Origin of the sequence: Herpetosiphon llansteffanensis (genome assembly GCF_003205875.1) — a bacterium.
Classification (GTDB): Bacteria; Chloroflexota; Chloroflexia; order Chloroflexales; family Herpetosiphonaceae; genus Herpetosiphon; species Herpetosiphon llansteffanensis.
On sequence record NZ_PUBZ01000079.1, the window covers coordinates 25,969 to 48,565 of the forward strand.

The window sequence follows — 22,597 nt, forward strand, 5'->3', positions numbered from 1 at the left end:
TAATCTAAGGATGAGGGATGAGGGATGAAGGATGAATGAACCATCTTCATAACCTGTACCATCGATCAATCATCAAGTAATTTAAATCGTATCTCAACCAATATATTTTCATCCCTCATACTTCATCCTTCATCCTTTCGTTTTCATCCCTCATACTTCATCCTTCATCCTTTCGTTTTCATCCCTCATACTTCATCCTTCATCCTTTCGATTAGCGTGTTGCCAAAATTGCTTGGCGGGCATTATCGATCATGGCGTGGGCTTCGATTGGGTTTGGCAATTGGCGGGCAAATTTCACGCCATCGGATTCAGCCAACAAAATCAATAATTGATCGCGGCGTTGTTGCATGCTTGGGTGCGAGAGCGCCAAACGTACTTCATTCGTGGTTCGCTCTAGCGCAGGCACCGAGAACCGATCAGTAATGAAGGTTCGCAACACATCGGCAATCAAGGCATAATGCTCAACAATTCGGCCTTGGTCGATCAAGCCTAAGCCGCGAATGCGCTCAAGCTCGGTCATGGCGATGCCAAATGGATCGCGGACTGGTTGCGGTACGGCAGCTGGTACTGGCACTGGGCGATGTTTGCGGAAGTAGTTAATTGCCCAGGCCGCAAAGCCTGCAACCAACACCGCCAACAACGAAAGGCCGATGATCAATAAATAATTTGCTTGTTCATTCATAATCAATTGTGGTTTCAATGGTTTAATATCTTGGGCATTTTCATCAAGCACCGAAGCCACTTCGACGCTAACTGGCTGAGTATTGGCGCGGCCAGTGGTTCCATCAGGATTGGTTATTTTGACCAATTGAGTTGGAAAGGCATGAATGCCGACATCCCAGTTGGTCAATTGACAGCGCCAGCCTTGGCGCAGCCCTTCTGCGACAGTTGTTTCGCTCAAGGGCGCACACTCGCGCACTTCCCATTCGCCAAAGGTTTTGGTTGGCATGGCTGGGAGTTCGCTTTTAAAGCCGTTGGGCGTGGTCACTTGCAATTCGTACTCGACCAAATCGCCAACTGTAATTTTGGTGCGATTGAGTTGGGCACGCACGGCTACGGCTGGCTCGGCGGCTGCGACCGGCGCAATCCAGAGCAAACAACTTAATCCTAATAACCACCACAATTTTGCCATAGCTGTTCCTCTAGCCGCGTTCACGGCGTTTCATCCGCCGATTAAAGAAGCTTTGCAGTGAATCGGCATAGCGTCCATCGGTTTGTAAACTCATATGATCAACGCCAAGCGCGCGTAGTTCGGCCACGTGGCTTTGATGCTGGGCTTCTGCTTGTTGTTCAAACATGGTGCGTAATTTTTCGTTGCGCAAATCGACAACCAACTCTTGGCCCGTTTCTGCATCTTGCAAGCGCACCAAGCCAACTTTGGGCAATTTGCGTTCGCGTGGGTCTTCAACCCGCACCGCCACCACATCATGGCGACGAGCAGTAATCCGCAACGGGCGAATCCAATTGTCCAGCGAACGAAAATCCGAGATGATAAAGACCAAGGCTTTGCCTTCGACGACGTTGTTCAGGTAATCTAAGGCTTTGGTAATGTTGGTGCCGCGATGTTTGGGATCGATGGTGAGCAGCGAACGCACAATTTGCATGACGTGGTTGCGGCCTTTGCGTGGCGGCACAAAGCGCTCAACTTCTTCGGTAAATAGCAGCATGCCCACGCGATCGTTGTTGCGCACCGCCGAAAAGGCCAACGTTGCGCATAATTCTGCTTCAAGCTCGCGTTTGAGTTTGCGGGTTGTGCCGAAATCTGCCGAAGCGCTCATATCAACCAGCAGCATCACGGTCATCTCGCGCTCTTCAACAAAGCGTTTGATAAACGGACGGCCTGTGCGTGCAGTTACATTCCAATCGATCGCGCGCACATCATCGCCAGGTTCGTATTCGCGAATTTCATCGAACTCAACGCCACGCCCCTTGAAGCTGCTCATATACATGCCAGCAAACACACCAGTTACCAACTTGGTCGTTTTCAATTCAATGAAGCGCACTTGGCGCATGAGTTCTTGTAAGTTCATGATATATCCGCTATTGATCCACGAAGGACACGAAGAGCACGAAGATTGATGTGGCTATGGGCTTTTGGCTATTGAAATTCTTGAGATTCCAAATCATGTTCCGATAGCCCATAGCCTTCAGCCTGAAGCCATCGTTCCTTTGCATTGAATCCCGATCCCCGATCTCCAAAAACCGATCCCCAACTCCTACGGCACGCGCACCCGATTGAGAATTTGGGCCACCAAGTTTTCCGACGTGATATTTTCTGCTTCTGCTTCGTAGGTTGCAATCAAGCGGTGGCGCAACACATCCAAGGCCATGTGCTTCACATCGTCGGGCGTGACATACGCGCGGCCTTGCAAGAAGGCAGCACCCTTCGCAGCTAAGGTCATAAAAATAGTTGCCCGTGGCGATGCGCCAAATTCAATATAGGGCTTAATTTGGGCCAAGCCATATTGCTCTGGTTTACGGGTGGCAAACACCAAATCCAAAATATAATGTTTGACCCGATCGTCAATATAAATTTGATGGAAAATCTTGCGCGCGTTATCAAGCTCTTCGATCGTCATAGTTGTGCTCATGGTAGGCGTGCTTGCCCCAGTCATGCGATTGAGAATTTCGTATTCTTCTTCGCGGGTGGGGTAATCGACCACAACTTTGAGCATAAAACGGTCGACTTGCGCTTCTGGCAAGGGGTATGTCCCATCGTTTTCGATGGGGTTTTGGGTTGCCATCACCAAATATGGGTGCGGCAATTTAAAGGTATCCGAGCCAATCGTCACTTGACGCTCTTGCATCGCTTCGAGCAAGGCACTTTGCACTTTGGCTGGGGCACGGTTAATTTCGTCGGCCAGCAAAAAGTTGGTAAAAATCGGCCCTTTTTTAATTGAAAAATCGCCAGTGCGTTGATTGTAAATTTGTGTCCCAATCAAGTCGCCAGGCAACAAATCGGGGGTAAACTGAATCCGTTCAAATTGGGCATGAATCCCTTCGGCCATACTTTTAACCATCAAGGTTTTGGCCAACCCTGGCACGCCTTCAATTAATAAGTGACCATTGGCCAACAAACCAATCAAGATGCGTTCAGCTAAGGCCCGCTGCCCAACAACAATTTTTCCTACTTCGCCAACTAGGCTTTGTAAGGCCTCGCCTGCACGGCGTACATCGCTACTATTTGTTTCCAAGGTGAACCTCGCACGTCAACAACGGGTAGCCCAAGCTTTCTGTTGTGGATAATACCATAACCTTGGGCCAAAAACCTGCTTTTTTAGCTGCGTTTAAGCCAATTCTCACCATAGTTAAGCTATGAAGAAACGATGAAGCTGCGCAGGCTTAACCCAAGCCAGAAAAATAGCAAAGCAAGCGGCCCAATCGAGACAATCAGGTTAATACCTGATACCCAGCCCCATGGGGGGATGGTATACTCAATTTGAGCCTTCCAGCCGTTGCCATAACGCCAACGGTTGTTTTAATGATAACACTTGAAAGGATGCTTCTGTGAAGAAGTTGAGTTTTGCACTCTTGCTCGTCGTATCGCTGACTTTAGCCGCTTGTGGCGAAGAAAAAGCAACTCCAGCCCCAACGACAAATAACGGCGCTGCAACCAGCGCACCAAGCACCGGGGGCGGTAGCTCAGCAATTACCATCGATGCTGCTGATGGTGGCACCTTGGCCTATAAAACCACTGCTGTTGAAGCAGCTGCTGGCGAAGTAACCGTCACTTTCAACAACCCAGGCGCTTTGGCCCACAATGTGGTTATTGTTAAAACTGGCGACGAACAACCAGCCGTTGATGCCTCAATGGCTTCAGCTCCTGATTTCTTGCCACCAGCCGACAAATCGTTGGGCCATAGCAAAACGATTGCAACTGGCGCAAGCGATACCTTTACCGTCAGCCTGCAACCAGGTACCTATAGCTTTATCTGTACCTATCCTGCCCACTACACGGCTGGCATGAAGGGTACGTTGACCGTCAAATAAGCAACGAGCCAAGTCGGTAGTTTAAGCTCCCCTCACCCCAACCCCTCTCCCGTCCGACGGGCGAGGGGCTTTAATCACGTGGTTCTCCTGCAATTCGTTGGTGAAACACGGATGCTCCCCCTCGCCCGCGTCTAGTGGGAGAGGGGGCTGGGGGGTGAGGGCATGGGTTACAGCAGTCATTTTGCCGATTCTTAACCTCGATATGACCAACACTTAACAATTGGCTACTACCCTACAAGCTGTATAGTTTGTGGAGTGTGGCTGTGCTACAACGATTTCTTTTGCTTTGCTGCCTATTGACGCTGGCTGGCTGTGGTGCAAACACCGCCCAACCAACGGCTACAAGCCTCCCCGCGACAGCGACTCCCCCACCAACGACCTTCGCGCAAACAACTCCGTCGCCAGTGCTAACCGCCAACCCTGCGTTGCGCGGCTCAATCGTGATCGATGGTTCTTCTACGGTGTTTCCAATTACCGAAGCAATTGCGCGAGATTTTGCCCTGATTGCGCCCAACGTTCAGGTGCAATTAGGGGTGAGTGGCACTGGTGGCGGGTTTAAAAAGTTTTGTGCTGGCGAAACGGCAATCTCCGATGCTTCGCGCCCAATCAAACAGAGCGAAGCCGCCGAGTGTGCCGCCAATCAGATTGATTTTGTGGAAATTCCAGTGGCCTTTGATGGCCTTTCGTTAGTTACCAACCCCAATAATACATGGCTCGAATGTATTACACTGGCTGAGCTGAACACACTTTGGCAACCAGCAGCAACCAAGAGCATCACTTCTTGGCAGATGGTGCGTTCGACTTGGCCAACAACGACCGTGCAATTGTATGGCGCTGGCCAAGATTCAGGGACGTTCGATTATTTTACCAGCGCGATTGTTGGCACCGAAGGCTCAAGCCGCAGCGATGTGATCAGCAGCGAAGACGATTATCTGATTGCGCAAGATATTGCTGGCAACCCCAACGGCTTGGGTTATTTCGGCTATGCCTACTACCGCGAATACCAAGATCGCTTGAAATTGGTCGCAATTGATGCAGGCAATGGCTGTGTGTTGCCTTCCGAGCAAACAATTGCTGATGGCTCATATCAGCCGCTCTCACGGCCAATTTTTATCTATGTTCGCGCCGATGCCTTGGATCGGGCCGAAGTTGCGGCATTTGTCGATTTTTACCTGAGCGATTTGCCGCGTGTGGTGGCTGCGGTGAAATATGTGCCCTTGCCAAGCCGCGCTTATCAATTTGCCCAAGAACGAGTGCAACAACGCAAACTTGGCTCGATGTTCGAGGGTGGCTCACAAATTGGGGTTTCGATTGAACGCTTGCTTGAGCTAGAGGGAGAATAGCAATGCGGCTTTCGTTCCGAACAAAATTGCTTGGCTCAATTGCCCTCGATTTGGCCCTGATGATCGCCTTGGGCATTTTTGCGTTAAACGGCTTTAGCAGCGTTTTTCAAAAAGCCTCGATGATCGAACAAATTACGATTCCTTCGCTCGATTTGAGCGATCGAATTAATTTTATTAGCACCAAATATCATGCCTTGCAACTTGAATATATTATCAACAACAGTGTTGCTGATAAAGCCCGTATCGAAGGCGAAATGCAAGCGCTTGAGCAAGATATGCAGGCTGCCTTTACTGCATACCAACAGCTTGATACCACAATGGTCGAAGGCGAAACTCTCAACGCTGTCTCGATGGCGTGGCAGCGCTTTGTCCAAGCGACCAATGAGCAATTTTTGCCAACCGCACGGCTCGGCAATACTGGCAGTGTTCAGCCAGTGCTCAATCGGCTCAATCCCTACTACGAAGATGTGCTGAGCGCAACCGATATTTTGGGTCAGCTGAGCCAAAATCAAGCGAACAACGCCTTAGCTTCGGTCGGCCAAACCTTTGAATCATCGCGCTTGGTGATTTATGGCCAAATTGCCTTTACCGTGCTGCTCTCAGGTGCGATTGGCTTGTTGCTAGCGACTCGGACTGCGCGGCGGATTCGTAAGTTGACCGATGCCACGGTAGCGGTAGCTGGTGGCGACCTTGAGCGCATGGTTCAAGTTGGTGGCGGCGACGAACTGCAAACCTTGGCCAACAATTTCAACAGCATGGTACGTAGCCTGCGCGAGCATCGCGATATGTTGGAGCTGCGTAATGCTGAGCTGGCCGAAAGTTTGTATGTGCAGCAACAACTGACCGAGGATATTATTCGGCGCAAACAGGCCGAGGAAACTGCTTTGCGCGCTCAGGCAGCGGCAGAAGCTGCCAGCCAAGCCAAAAGCATGTTTGTGGCAACCATGAGCCACGAATTGCGCACGCCGTTGAACGCAATTTTGGGCTATACCCAGTTGCTGCATCTTGGAGCCAAAGCCCGTGGCCAAGACGATGTGTTGCCGCAGCTAGAGCGGATTCGCTTGGCTGGCAAACATCTGCTGACGCTGGTTTCGAATGTGCTCGACTTCTCCAAAATTGAGCATGGCAAGATGAATCTTGATCTTGGCGAGGTGCAGCTTGCCAGCTTGGTTGATGAAGTGATGGGGATTGTGCAGCCGCTTGCTGAAGCTCGCTTTGATCAGCTCAAAACAGATTTTGCAAGTAACAGCGTGCTTTACAGCGATGCTGGCAAAATTCGCCAAATTTTATTCAACCTGCTGAGTAACGCGATTAAATTTACCGAAGCTGGCACCGTTACCCTGCGCGTGTGGGATGAACAGCGAGCCAACGAGCCATGGCTGGTTTTTGCAGTCAGCGATACGGGCATTGGCATGGCTCCTGATCAATTACGGCGCTTATTCAAGCCATTTGTCCAAGCAGACGAATCGACAACCCGCACCTATGGCGGGACTGGTTTGGGCTTGGCGCTGAGTCAGCAACTTGCAGCGATGCTTGGTGGCACAATCAACGTCGAAAGCTGCCCCAATGTTGGCTCGACCTTTACATTGCAAATACCTGTTCAATGCCCAACGCAATCGGAATCGACCTTGATGATGGCAGCATCGCCATTGGTTAGTTCGAACGTTGTGGCCTGATACCCAACCAACTTAGGAGGCTTCCCATGGGGATGATTTTAGTTGTTGATGATAATGGCGATAACCGCTTCTTGCTCCAACAAATGTTATCGTTGAATGGCTATAGCGTGATTAGCGCCGTCAATGGCCAAGATGCGCTGGATAAAGTGCACAACACAACTCCCGATTTGGTGTTGATGGATATGGCGATGCCAGTTAAGGATGGTTGGACGGCAACCGCCGAATTAAAAGCCGAAAGCCGCTACTCGCATATTCCGGTGATTGCGGTGACTGGCCATACAACCTACAACGAGCTATCGCGAGCCACTGCTGCTGGTTGTGTCGATCATCTTGAAAAACCCATTGACTATGAAGTTTTAGTCAATAAAGTGGCCCAATATCTAAAAAAAAATGAAAAACAGTTGGCGTTAGGCGCATAGCGCTGTTTGAGCCAATTGCCGCTGGCCCTGTCACGCGTGTGATAGGGTCTTTGGCGTGTGCTCTGCTATACTAGGCCAATATACATCAGGAGGTAGTGTATGGAACCAATTAGCATTGGAATTATTGGCGGTAGTGGGCTTTATGCGATGGAAGCATTGACCGACCGCAGCGAAATACAACTCACTACGCCATTTGGCGAACCCAGCGATGCAGTGATTGTCGGCAATTTGGCAGGCCAACGGGTGGCCTTTTTGCCGCGTCATGGTCGTGGCCATCGTTATACGCCTTCAGAAGTTCCCTATCGGGCCAATATTCATGCGCTCAAACAATTGGGCGTGCGTTTTATTTTAGGCGTTAGTGCTGTTGGCAGTTTACGCGAGGAACTCGTGCCAGGCCATTTGGTCATTCCTGATCAAGCGATTGATCGGACGAAGGGTGTACGCCCAGCGACCTTTTTTGGCGAAGGGATTGTGGCGCATGTGGCATTTGGTGATCCAGTTTGCCCGCATCTGAGCGCGTTAGTGCGTAAGGCGGCGCATGCTGCAAGCGGCACAACCGTGCATGATGGCGGGACCTATTGTTGTATGGAAGGGCCACAGTTTTCGACCAAAGCTGAGTCGGAGCTATATCGCAGTTGGGGTTGCTCGATTATTGGCATGACCTTATTGCCAGAGGCCAAGCTTGCTCGTGAGGCCGAAATTGCCTATGCCAACCTTTCGTTAGTAACCGATTACGATTGCTGGCATCCTGATCACGATAATGTAACGGCGGCGATGGTTGTTGAGACTATTAACCGCAATGTGGCCGCAGCCCAAAACACGATTGCAGCCTTGATTCCGTTGATTGATCCAGCGGCAGTTTATCCTGCGCATTCAGCATTGGCGCATGCAGTGATGACGGCTCCTGAGACAATTCCAGTTGCGGCGCGCGAACGCGTAGCCTTGCTCTATCGCGGTTAGACTGAGTTTGGATCAGTGAATGACTGAAAGTAGCTGGTTAAATACAGAACCAGCACCGATTGGTGCTGGTTCTGTAGGTTCTTCAGGAAGAAGAACTAGTTCAAGGCGCTAGCGACGGTACCCAATTTGTTGTTGACGTTGCGGCCAAGCAAGGTCAAAACAGCAATAACGACGATAGCGATCAAGGCGAGGATCAAAGCGTATTCAACCAAGCCTTGGCCTTCTTCTTTAGCAAAAAATGAACGAAACATTGCGGTATCTCCTTACGAGAAAGAAAATAATTACGATGTGAGCATCATATTCGACCCGAGCCTGAACGACAATAGGATGTTGGTACTATCGATCAGGGTGGGTTTCAATCACCATGGGTTATGATCAAATTGTGGGGGATTAATTGAGGTTGAGGTGGTGTAAACAAGTCGTTAAATACAGAACCAGCACCAATCGGTGCTGGTTCTGTAGGTTCTTCAGGAAGAAGAACTAGTTCAAGGCGCTAGCGACGGTACCCAATTTGTTGTTGACGTTGCGGCCAAGCAAGGTCAAAACAGCAATAACGACGATAGCGATCAAGGCGAGGATCAAAGCGTACTCGACCAAGCCTTGGCCTTCTTCTTTAGCAAAAAATGAACGAAACATTGCGGTATCTCCTTACGAGAAAGAAAATAATTACGATGTGAGCATCATATTCGACCCGAGCCTGAACGACAATAGGATGTTAGTACTATCGTTAGGGGTGACTAGGGTGCAGGCACCACTGCCACAACCCGCGTACCCCGGCCTACCGTGCTTTCTATGCCCATTTGGCCCCGCAACAATACTTCTGCTTGTTGGCGGAGGCTGGCAATGCCCATATTGCGCTTGCCAGTGGGATCGTTGAGTGTTTCCGCAACGTGGAAACCAGCGCCATCATCCTCAATGGCAATCTGAATCTTGCTTGGATCGGCCTCAAGAATAATGCGCACATGCGAAGCATTGGCATGACGTTGGACATTATTCAAGGCTTCTTGCACAAAACGGAAAATGGTTACTTCATAATGGCTTGGTAAGCGAGATTCCAAGCCTTGGACCATGAGATTGATTTCAATGCCGTTTTTATCGCCAAATTCTTGGCCATAGCGTTTGAGCGTTGGTAACAAACCAAGGTCATCGAGGGTCATCGGACGCAGATCGAAAATGAAACGCCGCGTATCTTGCAACACTGTATTGATGGCAGTTTTGAGGCTGGCCATCTCGGAGCGCGCTTGATTGGTGTCGTGGTCAAGGAAGCGTTCGCAAATTTCGGCGCGCAGCACCAAGTTGCTCATCGATTGCGCTGGGCCATCGTGCATTTGCAACGAAATGCGCAGGCGCTCTTTTTCTTGGGCCTGAATAATTGCCGCAATTTGCTCTTGGGGATCAACTTGGGGCAAATTTGAGATGGTTGTTTCGGCGACAACGCTCACTTCATCGAGGCTTTGAATTAGTTTTTGCAGCGTATCTTGTTGCTCGCGCAGCAATTGTTGCTTGGTTTGCAATTGCTCAACTTGGCTGCGCATCATTTGCACGCGGGTTTGCACCTCTTGGGCTGAGGTATAGAAATTTTTAATATCAACTTTTTCGTAGCGCTCGAAATTGACTTCCATATCGCGACGGCGGCTGGAAACTGACATTTCGCGTTGCGACATTTTATCGACTTCTGCTTGATTCTGGCGAATCAAGGCATCGAGTTCGGTCATTTGGCGACGAATGCGGTCTTGTTGGTCACGCAATTCTTTTAATAATGCGTCTTTATCGGCTGCCATTGGCCCTCCAATTCGCTGGTGCTGCGTAAGAGAAATTATACTGGTGGCAAATTTGCTGCGTCAATTATACCCAGCGACGTAGCACTAAAACAGCGTTTGAGCCACCAAAACCAAACGATTCTTTAACGGCGAGGTTAATTGGCTGCTTGCGTGCGCCTTCAACCACAAAATCCAAGTCGCAATCTTGGTCGCCAGCTTGCCAATTGATGGTTGGCGGCAGGATTTGATCGCGCAAGGCTAAGATGGTTGCAATCGCTTCGAGCGCCGAGCTTGCGCCCATCGCATGGCCGGTTGCGCCTTTGATGGCAGAAATTGGCACATGCTGCGCGCGTTGGCCAAAGACGGCCTTGATGGTCGCTGCTTCAGCTGCATCGCCAAGCTTTGTGCCAGTTGCATGGGCATTAATATAATCGACATCGTGAATGCTTAGCTTGGCCCGTTGCAAGGCTTTGGTTAATGTTAATGTCTGATGTTCCAAATCGGGTGCGACGATGCTCCCGCTGGCCGTTGTGGCAGCAGAAGCCACAATCTCGGCGAGAATCGGTGCATTACGGGCTTGAGCATGCTCTAAGCTTTCGAGCACAAATGCCCCAGCGCCTTCGGCCAGCACTAAGCCATTGCGATCGGCGCTAAATGGCCGACACGCGCGGCTGGGATCGCTCAGATCGGTTGCCAACACGCGCAGCGGTTTCCATGCAGCATACATGCCTTTGGTCAATGGTGCATCGGAAGCGCCGGCAATAGCGGTTTCAATCACGCCAGCCCTAATCAAATCGGCGGCGATGCCAATTGCTTGCAAGCCAGAGGCGCAGGTCGCCGAAATTAATGTGCTGGGGCCGTGTAAATCGAAGACTGTGCAGAGGTGCGGCAACACAGCGGCTGGCATACAGGCTGGCACGGTATCGGCGCGCACTTTGCCATTGGTAAACCAATTTTCATAACAGGCTTCGATGGTTGAAATCGTGGTATAGCCTGTGCCCCATAGCACGGCGGTATCTTGCGGCAGGCCTTGGGCCATGGCGATGGCTTGCTCCACGGCGTGGTGGGCCAAACTGATCATCCGATCTGGTTGGCGGCGATGGCTGGTGAGTAACGGTAACTCGGGGGTTGCGCCACCAACCACCGGATCTTTATAGGGCGCTAGCTCTGGCAGTGGTTTGACCCCACTTTGACCAGCGAGCAACGCTGCCCAATAGGTTTCAATATCATTCCCAAGGGCGCTGCAAATCCCGATTCCGGTGATGACAACTCGCTGTTTCATAGAGGCTCCTCTGCGCTGCCGACCTACCACAGGCTCCATTGACGTGGTATGGCTTGGTGGTTTCGGGGTTATCATGCTACGCTCATTGTAGCGGGGAGTGTATCCAATGTCGAATATCTATCTTGGCTGTGCGATTTGGGGCTATCGGCCTTGGGTTGGCCAATTTTTGCCTGCTGGTACGAGTAATGGCGATATGCTCAAGGCCTACGCTGAACGGCTGACGACGGTGGAAATTAACGCCACCTTTTATGCAGTGCCCGACCAACCGACGGTGTTGCGCTGGGCCAGCGATACGCCGAGCAATTTTCGCTTTTGCCCAAAAGTGCCGAGAGCGATTAGCCATAGCGGCAATTTGACTGAGCAGATTGCTGCAACCAAGGCATTTGTGGCGCAGCTGCAATTATTGGGCGCAAAACTTGGCCCGATTTTTCTGCAACTTGGCCCAAGTTATAGTCCAGCCCAATTTGGCGATTTGCAAACTTGGCTTGCCGCCTGGGATCATGCTGTGCCCTTGGCGGTTGAGGTGCGCCATCGGGGCTGGTTTGCACCGCAAGCAGCGCAACGTTTGAATGGCCTGTTGGCTGAACATGGCGTTGGACGGGTATTGGTTGATGTGCGACCGATTAACACTGGCGCAACCACGGATCAAGTCATTTTGGATGCGCGGCGTAAAAAGCCCAGCGTGCCCTATCATGTTGATGTAACTGCGCCATTTGTGTTGTTGCGCTTTATGGGCCACCCAGATTTGGCGATCGATCAGCCGCTGCTGGAACAATGGGCCGATACGATTGTGGCAATGCTGAATGATGGCCTAACAGTTTATTCGTTTATGCATTGCCCGGTTGAAGAGCGCTCGCCGGAGATGTGTGAGCTGTTGGCCCAAGCCTTGGTAGCGCGTGGGATTGAGTATCCTTTACCAACGCCGCCAGAGCCAATGCAACAACTTTCGCTATTTTGATCAAACCAGCGCTTCGTGGTACTGTTGCAATTGGGAGTACATGGGGTCTGGTGGCCTCGTCAGTCTTCAAAATTGGTCGGCGCTATGACGAATAGCGTTGGTGTGTTCGATTCGCACGTGCTCCCGCCAGAGCCAGATGTACCAGCTATAATTGTGAGAAACGGCTATTTGCGTTTCCGCTAAAAGGTGTGTTATAATCGGCTTTCGTGCGAGTTGTGACATTTAAACAAGTCAACTTTATCTGGGTAAGTGTACCCCGCACACCATAACGTAGAACCACGTAGGGAATGGTCAATTAAGGGGCCGCAGGGCGCGACTACCAATTTTCCATTCCTGTTCCGTTGTCTTTTTGTCAGCGGCTAACGGTATTTGTAATAGCAGGAGCCACAAACGACATGGCTAAGCAAAAGTTTGAGCGGAATAAGCCCCACATCAACATTGGGACGATCGGACACGTTGACCACGGCAAGACCACCTTGACTGCTGCCATCACCAAAACCATGGCACTGCGTGGCCGCGCTGAATTCCGCGCTTTCGATCAAATCGACAATGCTCCAGAAGAACGCGCCCGTGGGATTACGATTTCGATTTCGCACGTTGAGTACGAAACCGAAAATCGTCACTATGCCCACGTCGACTGCCCAGGTCACGCCGACTATATCAAAAACATGATTACCGGTGCTGCCCAAATGGACGGCGCGATCTTGGTGGTCTCGGCTCCCGACGGCCCGATGCCCCAAACCCGCGAACACATCCTCTTGGCTGGCCAAGTTGAAGTGCCTGCGATGGTTGTCTTCTTGAACAAAGTCGACATGATGGACGACCCTGAGTTGCTCGAATTGGTCGAAATGGAATTGCGCGAGTTGCTGTCAAAATACGGCTTCCCCGGCGACGAAATTCCGATCGTGCGCGGCTCAGCCAAAGGCGCATTGGATAGTGCATCAACCGATGCTGGCCAACCAGAGTATCAATCAATCCAAGAATTGATGCAAGCGGTTGACGACTATATCCCAACGCCAGAACGCGCCATCGACAAACCATTCTTGATGCCAATCGAAGACGTGTTCTCGATCAAAGGCCGCGGTACCGTGGTGACCGGTCGGATCGAACGCGGGATCGTCAAAGTTGGCGATACGATTGAAATCATCGGGATGGGTCCAGACGTACGCACCACCGCCGTGACCGGCGTGGAAATGTTCAAGAAGTTGCTGGACGAAGGTCGCGCCGGCGACAACGTAGGGGCACTCTTGCGCGGGATTGAACGGACGGACGTGGAACGCGGTCAAGTCTTGGCCAAGCCAGGCTCGATCAAACCACACACCAAGTTCAAGGCTGAAGTGTACGTATTGAAGAAAGAAGAAGGTGGCCGCCACAGCCCATTCTTCAGTGGCTATCGCCCACAATTCTACGTTCGGACGACGGACGTGACGGGTGCGATTGGCTTGCCCGAAGGCGTGGAAATGGTGATGCCAGGCGACAACATCCAAATGACGGTGGAGTTGATCGTTCCGGTTGCTATCGAACAAGGCTTGAAGTTTGCGATTCGTGAAGGTGGCCGCACCGTGGGTGCTGGTATCGTGACCGAAATCATCGCATAAGCTATAAAACGGCTGGCAGGTGTGCCCGTCACACCTGCCTTCTTTTGCGCTTAGGAGTAATGACGTTGGCAAAGCAAAAAGTTCGCATTCGCCTCAAGGCGTATGATCACAAGATCTTGGATCAGTCGGCACGCCAGATCGTGGATGCGGCAGAACGCACCGGTGCTCAGGTCGCTGGCCCAGTGCCGTTGCCGACCAAGATCGAAAAATACAGCGTGTTGCGCTCACCCTTCATTGACCGCGACAGCCAAGAACAGTTCGAAATTCGGACCCACAAACGTCTGATCGACGTGATCGATCCAAGCCAGCAAACAATTAATGCTTTGATGAAGCTGAACTTGCCCGCTGGTGTGGATATTGAAATTAAGCTCTAATCGGGAATCCCGCTTGGAGCCATAGCCAATACGGCTGGGCTTGGTCGCCCAGAGGCTCCGCACGCTATGGACTAAGGAGTAACCAATGCTCAATGGTATTTTGGGTCGCAAAATTGGCATGACCCAGATCTTCACCGAAAAAGGTGAAACCATTCCTGTCACCGTGATCGAAGCTGGCCCATGTGTGGTCACCCAACTTCGCACCAAGGACAAGGATGGCTATGAAGCAGTCCAACTCGGCTTCGGCGAAATCAAACCACGAAAAGTAACGAAGCCAATCCAAGGACACCTGAAAGCTGCTGGTCGGCTGGTTCGCTTCATGCGTGAAGTGAAAACCACCGACTTGAACGCACACACTGTCGGCGACGTGGTAAATGTTGATATTTTCCAACTCGGCGAAAAGATTGATGTCGTCGGCACAAGCAAAGGTCGCGGTTTTGCTGGTGTTGTTAAGCGCCACGGTTTCCGTGGTGGCCCAGCAACCCACGGTCAAAGCGACCGCCATCGCGCCCCAGGCTCGATTGGTTCAGGTACCACGCCAGGCCGCGTATGGAAAAACATGCGTATGGCTGGCCGTATGGGTAATGATCGCGTAACCGTTCAAAATTTGGAAGTGGTAAAAATTGACCTTGAACGCCACGTAATCTTAGTGAAGGGCTCAGTGCCAGGCGCTAAGAATGGTTTGGTAATGGTCTCACGGGCAGCTAAGGCCACGAAGAAATAGGAGTTGACGCATGGAAGCCAAGCTTTATAACCAAGCCGGTCAAGCTATCGGCACGCTTGAGCTGCAAGACTACATCTTCGGCATCGAGCCTAACATTCCCGTGATGCACCAAGCAGTCATTCGCCAACTGGCCAATGCACGTTTGGGCACTCACAGTACCAAGACTCGTGGTGAAGTACGTGGTAGCACGCGCAAGTTGTATCGCCAAAAAGGTACCGGTCGCGCTCGCCAAGGCGCTATTCGCGCCCCCCATCACTCAGGTGGTGGTGTTGTTCACGGGCCAAAGCCCCGCAAGTACACCAAAGATATGCCACGCAAAATGCGTCGCTTGGCAGTACGCTCGGCGCTTTCGGTCAAATATGCAGACAACCAAATCATTTTCTTAGATGATTTGAGCATGAATGCACCAAAAACCAAAGACTTCTTGGCTTTGTTGAAAAACTTGCCTTTAGTCGGCGAAAAAACGCTGGTGGCATTAGGTGAAAAGAGCGATAACATCACGTTATCAACCAGCAACTTGCCAAATGTCAAGACTTTGTTGGCAGCCTACCTGAATGTTCGGGATCTGTTGAACTACGACACCTTAATTTTGCCCAAGTCGGCACTCAGCGTTGTTGAAACAATTCTGGGCAAAAAGTAGGAGATGCAACCGATGAACGCGCACGATATTATTATTCGCCCTGTCATCACCGAAAAAAATACGGCGTTGATGGAAGAGGGCAAATACACGTTCGAGGTGGCACAAGAAGCCAACAAGCCGATGATCAAGGCTGCTGTGCAACAGATTTTCAACGTCAACGTGAAAGCTGTTAACACCATGAATGTCAAGGGTAAGTTGAAAGTTCGCCGTACCCGCAATGGCCAACAAAGTGGCTACAGCCGCAGTTGGAAAAAAGCCATCGTTACCTTGGCTCCAGGCGAACGGATCGAAATCTTCGAAGATCTCTAGGAGGTTATGCAGTGGGCATCAAACGCTATAAACCGACATCGCCGGGTCGGCGTGGCATGACTGTCTCGGACTTCGCAGAAATCACGAAGTTCGAGCCAGAAAAAGCACTTACCGAACCCTTAAAAAAACATGCTGGCCGCAATAACCACGGCCATATCACCACCCGTCACCGTGGTGGTGGTCACAAGCGGCGCTATCGCTTGATCGATTTCAAGCGCAAGAAATTTGATATTCCAGCAAAAGTAGCGGGCATCGAGTACGATCCAAACCGCTCAGCGAATATCGCGTTGTTGCATTACACCGACGGCGAAAAGCGCTATATCATTGCACCATTGGGCTTGAAAGTTGGCGATATGTTGATGGCCGGCCCCAACGCCGAAATTCGGGTTGGTAACGCCTTGCCATTGGCCAACATCCCAATCGGTTCGCAAATTCACAACATCGAATTGACCCCCGGTCGTGGTGGCCAAATGGTGCGGAGTGCTGGTAACACCGCCCAATTGATGGCCCGCGAAGGTAACTACGCCACTGTGCGTTTGCCATCTGGCGAAATGCGCATGGTCCATATCAAGTGTATGGCTACCTTGGGTCAAGTCGGTAACGTTGATCACCAAAACATCATGATTGGGAAAGCTGGTCGCAGCCGCTGGTTGGGCCGTCGCCCAGTCGTGCGTGGTTCAGCAATGAACCCTGTTGATCACCCACACGGTGGTGGTGAAGGTCGCGCCCCAACTGGGATGAACCCCAAAACTAAATGGGGCAAGCCAGCAATGGGCAAAAAGACCCGCCACAACCCCCGCACCGAGCGCTTTATCGTGCGGACGCGCAAGCAAAAATAAACCCTGGGGAGCGCTTCGTTGTGATGCGCTCCTCACCTTGGAGCAAGGGCGGTTCGACCGCCGCTGCACTGGGTTGCGATAACTCGTGCAGCGCCTTCTCCCTCGTGAGTAGTGACAACAACTACTGCAACTAAAGGAAGGAAACGAATGTCTCGTTCAACCAAAAAAGGTCCATTCGTTGACGTTCGGCTCTTGAGCCGCGTTGAAACGATGAATCGTGGCAATGAAAAGCGCCCACTCAAAACGTGGTCACGCGATTCAACCATCTTCCCTCAGATGGTTGGCCATACGATCGCTGTCCATGATGGCCGCCGTCACGTGCCAGTGTATATCACTGAAAACATGGTTGGTCATAAGTTGGGTGAATTCGCGCCGACCCGCACATTCCGTGGGCACGGTGGCAAAAAGGCCGACAAGCGCGGCAAATTAAAATAAGAGGTGCGCAATGCAAGCTAAAGCCATTCTGCGTAACTTCCGCATGTCGCCGCAAAAAGTTCGGCTGGTTGCCGACCTCGTGCGCGGTAAAAATGTGACGGAAGCGCTGGGGATTTTGCAATACCTGCCCCACAAGGCAGCCCCAGAAATTGCCCGCGTGATCAAGTCGGCCAAGGCCAATGCCGATCACAACTATCAAATGTCACCCGAGGATCTGGTCGTTAAAACGATTATGGTCGATGCTGGCCCAGTGCTCAAGCGCTACATGCCGCGTGCTCGTGGCCGTGGTGATCGTATCTTGAAGCGGTCGTCACACATTACCGTGATCGTCGATGACGGCGAAGTCTTGTAAAATATGAGCCATGAAGCATGAAGTCAGGGGCAGATTTGCAGCGCTGCGCTTCATCCTTCATAATTCATATTTCATCATTATCTTAGGAGGATCTCTTGGGTCGTAAAGTGCATCCGAATGGATTCCGCCTCGGCATCATCAAAGATTGGAAATCGAAGTGGTTTGCCGAGCGTAACTATACCGAACAACTGCACCAAGATTTGGCACTGCGCAAATATATCGAAGGTGCCGATGAGTTGAAAAACGCTGGTGTAGCCCACGTTGATATCGAACGCTCAGCCAATCGGGTTGAAGTGACCATCCACACGGCTAAGCCAGGGATCGTCATTGGCAAACGCGGCGCGAACGTCGATACACTCAAAAACCAAATTGAAAAACTTACAGGCAAAAAGGTGCGCTTGAATATTCAAGAAATTCACCAGCCTGAATTAAATGCCTACCTCGTGGCCGAAAGCGTTGCTGAACAAATCAGCAAGCGGGTTTCACACAAACGCGCCATGAAGCAAGCAACCCAACGCGCCATGCGGCTTGGTGCTCAAGGCATCAAAGTCAAATGCTCAGGCCGTTTGGGTGGCGCTGAAATGAGCCGCTCATTGTGGGAACGTGAAGGTCGGGTGCCGTTGCACACCATTCGCGCAGACATCGACTACGCGTTGGTGCACGCTCACACCACCTATGGCCGGATCGGGGTTAAAGTTTGGATTTATAAGGGCGATGTGCTTGGTCAACGCGAACGCCAAGCTGCTCCAGCAGCAGCCGCAGCCGATGCACCAAAAACCAACACTCGTTCGGGCAAGGGGTCGTAAACCATGTTAATGCCCAAGCAAATGAAATATCGCCGCCCACACCGCCCTCGTAATATCAAGGGTATTGCTCAGCGCGGCGCTACGGTGGCTTTCGGTGATTTTGGGTTGGTCTCACTCGAAGCAGGCTGGATTACCAGTCGCCAAATCGAATCAGCCCGCCGGACGATCACCAACTACGTTAAGCGGGGTGGTAAAGTTTGGATTCGGATCTTCCCAGATCGTCCAATTACCCAAAAACCTGCTGAAACGCGGATGGGTTCTGGTAAAGGTTCTGTTGAATACTATGTCGCAGTGATCAAGCCAGGTCGCGTGTTGTTCGAATTGAACGGCGTGCCTGAAGATGTGGCCCAAGAAGCACTGCGCCGCGCTGCCCAAAAGTTGCCTGTTAAGTGCAAATTCGTAACCAAGGCATCGCAGGAGGTTGGCTCAAATGAAGGCTAGTGAACTGCGCGATATGAGCAATGCTGATTTGGAAAAGTTGATCAACGATAACAAACAAGAGTTGTTCACCATGCGTTTCCAAAAATCAGTTGGCAAATTGACCAACACCGCTCGTGTGCGGTTGTTGAAAAAAGATATCGCCCGCGCCAAAACGGTCATCCACGAACGCACCTTGGTGGCGGAGGGGAATTAATGAACGAGCATTTAGCAACAACTGACAGCCGCAAACAAAAAGTTGGCCGCGTTGTCAGCAGTAAAATGAACAAAACTGTGGTGGTTGCAGTTGATTACTTGCGCCCCCACCCGTTGTATCGTAAAACCGTGCGCCAAACCAGCAAGTTTTACGCGCACGATGAAAACAACGAATGCCATGTAGGCGATACCGTGGTGATTGAAGAAACTCGTCCATTGAGCCGGCTCAAGCGCTGGCGCGTGGTCGAAATCGCCAAAAAGAATCGCCGCGAAGGCTTGAATGTCTTGCGCCAAGACGTTGTAACCGTCGAAGGCGAAACCGAGGAGGCCTCGTCGTGATCCAGCAAGAATCTCGTATGCGGGTTGCCGATAACACAGGCGCAAAAGAGCTGCTGTGTATTCGGGTGCTCGGTGGGACCAAGCGTCGCTACGCTAGCGTTGGCGATACCATCATTGCAACCGTCAAACAAGCCAACCCAGGTGGTTCGGCTAAAAAAGGCGAAGTTGTGCGCGCCGTAATCGTGCGAGTCAAAAAGGGCTACACCCGCCCAGATGGCTCGATGATTCAGTTTGATGATAATGCAGCCGTCATTATCAATCAACAAGGCAACCCTCGCGGCACGCGTATCTTTGGGCCGGTCGCCCGTGAATTGCGCGAAAAACAGTATATGAAGATAATCTCACTTGCTCCAGAAGTGTTGTAACATTCTTCACGAGCTGTGGTACAATACAACGCTTGTGGGCAACCGCATAGCGTTGACTATGGAGGCAAAACCATGCACGTCAAAAAGGGCGACCGCGTAGTGGTACTTAGTGGGCGCGAAAAAGGCCGCGAAGGTGTAATCAAGCAGTCTTTGCCCAAAAAAGAACGCGTCGTCGTTGAAAATGTCAATATTGTGAAAAAACACGTCAAGCCGATGGGCAATCGCCAAGGCGGCATCTTAGAAGTTGAAGCTGCATTGCATGTCTCAAAAGTCATGTTAATTTGCCCAGCTTGTGGTAAGCCTTCACGGACTGGCCACCGCGTCAACGACGAAGGCAAAAAAGTGCGTGTTTGCAAGCAATGTAATGCCGACGTTGCCTAATTTGGCAAGGTCGAAGACAAATGAGCAATGAACAACCGTGCGTTGCTGACTACTCATTTGGTACGGAACTATCGTATTTTCCATCTGGGCTGGCGCAGTTGTGCCGCAACCGTTTGGTAGCCTTGGTTACCAATGCTGTCGCCGAACCCCAGAAGTGAGGAACCCATGGCACGTCTTAAGGATGTCTATTTGAAGACCGTGGCTCCTGCATTGTTCAAGGACTTTGGCTTTAAGTCCCCAATGCAAGTGCCCCGTATTACCAAGATCGTCATCAACATTGGCTTAGGTGAAGCGTTGCAAAACCCCAAAGCGGTGGAAGCAGCAATCGGCGATTTGACCATGATTGCAGGTCAAAAACCAGTTGTGACCCGCGCTAAGAAATCGTTGGCAGCCTTCAAACTCCGCCAAGGTATGCCGATCGGCGCAATGGTAACGCTGCGCAATGAACGTATGTACGATTTTTATGATCGTCTGGTCAACTTGGCGTTACCGCGTATCCGCGACTTCCAAGGCTTAAGCCGCAAATCGTTCGATGGTCGCGGGAACTACAGTATCGGTATTCGGGAACAAATCATCTTCCCTGAAATCGAATACGATAAAGTCGATAAAATTCGTGGGCTTGAGGTGGCGATTGTTACCACCGCTCCAAACGACGAACAAGGCTTTGCTTTGTTGAAGGCGTTGGGCATGCCGTTTCGTGACTAGAGTTGGCAAGGGACTACAGGGGTAGTCAACCGACAACTCGTAACTGGGAGGCCAAAACAGTCTATGGCTAAGAAATCGATGATCATCAAGGCGAATCGCGCACCAAAATTTTCAACGCAGGGATACAATCGCTGCAAGCGCTGTGGTCGGCCTCGGGCGTACATGCGAAAATTTGGTATCTGCCGGATCTGCTTCCGCGAGTTGGCTTCACAAGGGCTGATTCCCGGTGTAACAAAATCAAGCTGGTAGAACCAGGAGGACGAGCTAGTGAGCGTTAATGATCCAATTGCCGACCTGCTGACACGCATCCGCAACGCGGGTATGGCACGCCACCAAACGGTGACGATCCCATTGTCGAAAATCAAGCGCGGCATTGCTGAAATTTTGCAAGCCGAAGGCTATATTAAAAGCTTTGAGGTTCAAGAAGGCACACCATTCTCAAACTTGGTGTTGACCTTGAAATATGCTGCTGACCGCAAGCCAGTAATTACCGGCTTGAAGCGGGTTAGCCGCCCAGGGTTGCGGGTCTACACCAAGCGCAACGAGATTCCTCGCGTGCGTAACGGTTTGGGCTTGAGCATCCTTTCAACTCCTAAGGGGTTGATGACCGGTGATGCCGCTTGGAAAGCTGGCGTTGGCGGCGAAATTGTTTGTTACATTTGGTAATACTAAACGAGGACAACGGTAGGCTTACCGTCATCACTCGTGGAGGAAATGACCCATGTCACGTATCGGTCGCAAACCGATTGAAGTTCCAGGTGGCGTAACTGTGAACGTCGATAGCAGCAATGTTGTCACGGTCAAAGGCCCCAAAGGAACCTTGAGCGAATCAATTCGGCCTGAAATTGCGGTTAATATCGATGGCGCAACGGTGGAAGTCACCCGCGTCAGCGAAACCCGCCAGGCTCGCGCATTTCACGGTCTCTCACGGACGCTGATCGCCAATATGGTCGATGGCGTAACCAAGGGCTTTGAAAAAACGCTCGAAATGAATGGTACAGGCTATCGCGCTACCCTTGATGGCAAAATCTTGGTGCTTTCACTTGGCTTCTCGCACCCAGTGCGGGTTGAGCCATACGAAGGCAACAGCTTTGAAGTAGCTGAGCGTCGGGTTGTGATCAAAGGCCCCAACAAGCAAAAAGTTGGCGACCAAGCAGCGAACATTCGCAAGCTGCGTCCACCCGAACCCTACTTGGGCAAAGGCATCAAGTACAGCGACGAAGTGATCCGCCGCAAGGCCGGTAAAGCTGGTAAGAAGTAGGCTGTTGGCGGCGGCGTAGCGTGACACCACTAACGCGCCGCCTAACCCACCTACAGGAGAAATATAGCAATGTCGAAATTTTCATCCCGCGAATTGCGCGCCCGACGGCATCGTCGGCTTCGTGGCCAACTGAGTGGCACACCTGAGCGCCCACGCTTGAATGTGTTTCGCTCAGGCCTGAATATCTATGCCCAAGTGATCGATGATCTCGCTGGTCATACGCTTGTTTCCGCGTCGACGATCGATACCGAATTACGCGGCAGCCTTGGTGAGCAACGCAAACTCGAACAAGCACATTCAGTTGGCAAGGCCGTTGCAGAACGCGCTCGCGCCGCTGGGATTACCAAAGTGGTGTTCGATCGCGGTGGCTACAAATATCACGGTCGTGTGAAAGCTGTTGCCGAAGGGGCACGCGAAGGCGGACTTGAATTCTAATCAACTCTGGAGG

General features: G+C 51.4%; 32 protein-coding genes and 1 tRNA gene. 26 read left to right on the plus strand and 7 right to left on the minus strand.

Annotated elements, in window-relative coordinates:
- Positions 1-211: 211 nt before the first annotated feature.
- The 3 genes from C5S61_RS05780 to C5S61_RS05790 all read right to left on the minus strand — a co-directional run bounded on the left by C5S61_RS05780 (position 212) and on the right by C5S61_RS05790 (position 3,194).
- Positions 212-1,132 (minus strand): hypothetical protein, encoded by a 921-nt coding sequence (locus C5S61_RS05780; protein WP_110514132.1) that lies wholly within the window; start codon positions 1,130-1,132, stop codon positions 212-214.
- 10 nt (positions 1,133-1,142) lie between these two features.
- Entirely contained in the window at positions 1,143-2,030 is an 888-nt protein-coding gene (locus C5S61_RS05785) for a DUF58 domain-containing protein (protein ID WP_110514133.1), read from the minus strand.
- A 186-nt stretch (positions 2,031-2,216) separates the two neighbouring features.
- On the minus strand, positions 2,217-3,194 hold the full coding sequence (locus tag C5S61_RS05790; protein WP_054535842.1) for an AAA family ATPase: 978 nt from the start codon (positions 3,192-3,194) through the stop codon (positions 2,217-2,219).
- A 313-nt stretch (positions 3,195-3,507) separates the two neighbouring features.
- Between C5S61_RS05790 and C5S61_RS05795 the strand changes: the two genes are divergently transcribed.
- From C5S61_RS05795 to mtnP, 5 genes are all read left to right on the plus strand, one after another.
- On the plus strand, positions 3,508-3,990 hold the full coding sequence (locus C5S61_RS05795) for a plastocyanin/azurin family copper-binding protein (RefSeq protein ID WP_110514134.1): 483 nt from the start codon (positions 3,508-3,510) through the stop codon (positions 3,988-3,990).
- A 263-nt stretch (positions 3,991-4,253) separates the two neighbouring features.
- Complete coding sequence (locus tag C5S61_RS05800) at positions 4,254-5,333, plus strand: PstS family phosphate ABC transporter substrate-binding protein (RefSeq protein ID WP_110514135.1); 1,080 nt, start codon at positions 4,254-4,256, stop codon at positions 5,331-5,333.
- Between the two features lie 2 nt (positions 5,334-5,335).
- Complete coding sequence (locus C5S61_RS05805) at positions 5,336-7,009, plus strand: sensor histidine kinase (RefSeq protein ID WP_110514136.1); 1,674 nt, start codon at positions 5,336-5,338, stop codon at positions 7,007-7,009.
- Between the two features lie 26 nt (positions 7,010-7,035).
- A complete protein-coding gene (locus tag C5S61_RS05810; RefSeq protein ID WP_054535846.1) occupies positions 7,036-7,428 on the plus strand; it encodes a response regulator in 393 nt (130 codons plus the stop codon).
- 99 nt (positions 7,429-7,527) lie between these two features.
- Positions 7,528-8,388, plus strand: a complete 861-nt coding sequence (mtnP, locus tag C5S61_RS05815) for an S-methyl-5'-thioadenosine phosphorylase (RefSeq protein WP_110514137.1) — start codon at positions 7,528-7,530, stop codon at positions 8,386-8,388.
- Between the two features lie 95 nt (positions 8,389-8,483).
- On the opposite strand, the gene C5S61_RS05820 is transcribed toward mtnP, so the two are convergent.
- The 4 genes from C5S61_RS05820 to C5S61_RS05835 form a co-directional block, all read right to left on the minus strand.
- Positions 8,484-8,639 (minus strand): Flp family type IVb pilin, encoded by a 156-nt coding sequence (locus C5S61_RS05820; RefSeq protein WP_110514138.1) that lies wholly within the window; start codon positions 8,637-8,639, stop codon positions 8,484-8,486.
- 229 nt (positions 8,640-8,868) lie between these two features.
- Complete coding sequence (locus C5S61_RS05825) at positions 8,869-9,024, minus strand: Flp family type IVb pilin (protein WP_110514138.1); 156 nt, start codon at positions 9,022-9,024, stop codon at positions 8,869-8,871.
- Between the two features lie 101 nt (positions 9,025-9,125).
- Positions 9,126-10,169 (minus strand): sensor histidine kinase, encoded by a 1,044-nt coding sequence (locus C5S61_RS05830; protein WP_110514139.1) that lies wholly within the window; start codon positions 10,167-10,169, stop codon positions 9,126-9,128.
- A gap of 64 nt (positions 10,170-10,233) precedes the next feature.
- Positions 10,234-11,430 (minus strand): beta-ketoacyl-[acyl-carrier-protein] synthase family protein, encoded by a 1,197-nt coding sequence (locus C5S61_RS05835; protein ID WP_164689251.1) that lies wholly within the window; start codon positions 11,428-11,430, stop codon positions 10,234-10,236.
- A 106-nt stretch (positions 11,431-11,536) separates the two neighbouring features.
- On the opposite strand from C5S61_RS05835, the gene C5S61_RS05840 reads away from it, so the two are divergent.
- The 21 genes from C5S61_RS05840 to rplR all read left to right on the plus strand — a co-directional run bounded on the left by C5S61_RS05840 (position 11,537) and on the right by rplR (position 22,584).
- A complete protein-coding gene (locus C5S61_RS05840) occupies positions 11,537-12,388 on the plus strand; it encodes a DUF72 domain-containing protein (RefSeq protein WP_110514141.1) in 852 nt (283 codons plus the stop codon).
- Positions 12,389-12,420: 32 nt separating this feature from the next.
- Positions 12,421-12,517: transfer RNA gene (locus C5S61_RS26775), tRNA-Sec, on the plus strand.
- 266 nt (positions 12,518-12,783) lie between these two features.
- A complete protein-coding gene (gene tuf / locus C5S61_RS05845; RefSeq protein ID WP_110514142.1) occupies positions 12,784-13,986 on the plus strand; it encodes an elongation factor Tu in 1,203 nt (400 codons plus the stop codon).
- 65 nt (positions 13,987-14,051) lie between these two features.
- Positions 14,052-14,360 (plus strand): 30S ribosomal protein S10, encoded by a 309-nt coding sequence (gene rpsJ / locus C5S61_RS05850; RefSeq protein WP_041307187.1) that lies wholly within the window; start codon positions 14,052-14,054, stop codon positions 14,358-14,360.
- Between the two features lie 85 nt (positions 14,361-14,445).
- Positions 14,446-15,084, plus strand: coding sequence for a 50S ribosomal protein L3 (gene rplC / locus C5S61_RS05855; RefSeq protein ID WP_054535853.1), 639 nt, complete (start codon positions 14,446-14,448; stop codon positions 15,082-15,084).
- Positions 15,085-15,094: 10 nt separating this feature from the next.
- On the plus strand, positions 15,095-15,724 hold the full coding sequence (rplD, locus tag C5S61_RS05860; RefSeq protein ID WP_054535854.1) for a 50S ribosomal protein L4: 630 nt from the start codon (positions 15,095-15,097) through the stop codon (positions 15,722-15,724).
- A gap of 12 nt (positions 15,725-15,736) precedes the next feature.
- The gene (gene rplW / locus C5S61_RS05865) at positions 15,737-16,033 is read left to right on the plus strand and encodes a 50S ribosomal protein L23 (RefSeq protein WP_012192435.1); all 297 of its coding nucleotides are present in this window, start codon (positions 15,737-15,739) and stop codon (positions 16,031-16,033) included.
- An 11-nt stretch (positions 16,034-16,044) separates the two neighbouring features.
- On the plus strand, positions 16,045-16,872 hold the full coding sequence (rplB, locus tag C5S61_RS05870; RefSeq protein ID WP_110514143.1) for a 50S ribosomal protein L2: 828 nt from the start codon (positions 16,045-16,047) through the stop codon (positions 16,870-16,872).
- A 147-nt stretch (positions 16,873-17,019) separates the two neighbouring features.
- The gene (gene rpsS, locus C5S61_RS05875; protein WP_041304992.1) at positions 17,020-17,307 is read left to right on the plus strand and encodes a 30S ribosomal protein S19; all 288 of its coding nucleotides are present in this window, start codon (positions 17,020-17,022) and stop codon (positions 17,305-17,307) included.
- 10 nt (positions 17,308-17,317) lie between these two features.
- Positions 17,318-17,659, plus strand: a complete 342-nt coding sequence (gene rplV, locus C5S61_RS05880) for a 50S ribosomal protein L22 (RefSeq protein WP_012192438.1) — start codon at positions 17,318-17,320, stop codon at positions 17,657-17,659.
- A gap of 95 nt (positions 17,660-17,754) precedes the next feature.
- On the plus strand, positions 17,755-18,465 hold the full coding sequence (gene rpsC, locus C5S61_RS05885; RefSeq protein WP_054535856.1) for a 30S ribosomal protein S3: 711 nt from the start codon (positions 17,755-17,757) through the stop codon (positions 18,463-18,465).
- Positions 18,466-18,468: 3 nt separating this feature from the next.
- The gene (rplP, locus tag C5S61_RS05890; protein ID WP_012192440.1) at positions 18,469-18,906 is read left to right on the plus strand and encodes a 50S ribosomal protein L16; all 438 of its coding nucleotides are present in this window, start codon (positions 18,469-18,471) and stop codon (positions 18,904-18,906) included.
- Positions 18,896-19,099 carry a 50S ribosomal protein L29 gene (gene rpmC / locus C5S61_RS05895; protein WP_012192441.1) on the plus strand — a complete coding sequence of 68 codons (204 nt, stop codon included), beginning with the start codon at positions 18,896-18,898 and terminating at the stop codon, positions 19,097-19,099. Before rplP ends, rpmC begins: the two co-directional genes overlap by 11 nt.
- Positions 19,099-19,437, plus strand: a complete 339-nt coding sequence (rpsQ, locus tag C5S61_RS05900) for a 30S ribosomal protein S17 (RefSeq protein ID WP_110514144.1) — start codon at positions 19,099-19,101, stop codon at positions 19,435-19,437. Before rpmC ends, rpsQ begins: the two co-directional genes overlap by 1 nt.
- Positions 19,434-19,802 carry a 50S ribosomal protein L14 gene (rplN, locus tag C5S61_RS05905; RefSeq protein ID WP_012192443.1) on the plus strand — a complete coding sequence of 123 codons (369 nt, stop codon included), beginning with the start codon at positions 19,434-19,436 and terminating at the stop codon, positions 19,800-19,802. Before rpsQ ends, rplN begins: the two co-directional genes overlap by 4 nt.
- A 72-nt stretch (positions 19,803-19,874) precedes the next feature.
- Positions 19,875-20,183, plus strand: coding sequence for a 50S ribosomal protein L24 (gene rplX / locus C5S61_RS05910; RefSeq protein ID WP_110514145.1), 309 nt, complete (start codon positions 19,875-19,877; stop codon positions 20,181-20,183).
- A 165-nt stretch (positions 20,184-20,348) separates the two neighbouring features.
- The gene (rplE, locus tag C5S61_RS05915; RefSeq protein WP_054535861.1) at positions 20,349-20,888 is read left to right on the plus strand and encodes a 50S ribosomal protein L5; all 540 of its coding nucleotides are present in this window, start codon (positions 20,349-20,351) and stop codon (positions 20,886-20,888) included.
- Between the two features lie 63 nt (positions 20,889-20,951).
- Positions 20,952-21,137 (plus strand): type Z 30S ribosomal protein S14, encoded by a 186-nt coding sequence (locus C5S61_RS05920; RefSeq protein WP_083469995.1) that lies wholly within the window; start codon positions 20,952-20,954, stop codon positions 21,135-21,137.
- Positions 21,138-21,155: 18 nt separating this feature from the next.
- A complete protein-coding gene (rpsH, locus tag C5S61_RS05925; RefSeq protein ID WP_012192447.1) occupies positions 21,156-21,554 on the plus strand; it encodes a 30S ribosomal protein S8 in 399 nt (132 codons plus the stop codon).
- 55 nt (positions 21,555-21,609) lie between these two features.
- On the plus strand, positions 21,610-22,149 hold the full coding sequence (rplF, locus tag C5S61_RS05930) for a 50S ribosomal protein L6 (protein ID WP_110514146.1): 540 nt from the start codon (positions 21,610-21,612) through the stop codon (positions 22,147-22,149).
- Between the two features lie 69 nt (positions 22,150-22,218).
- Positions 22,219-22,584, plus strand: a complete 366-nt coding sequence (gene rplR, locus C5S61_RS05935) for a 50S ribosomal protein L18 (RefSeq protein ID WP_054535863.1) — start codon at positions 22,219-22,221, stop codon at positions 22,582-22,584.
- Positions 22,585-22,597 lie beyond the last annotated feature (13 nt).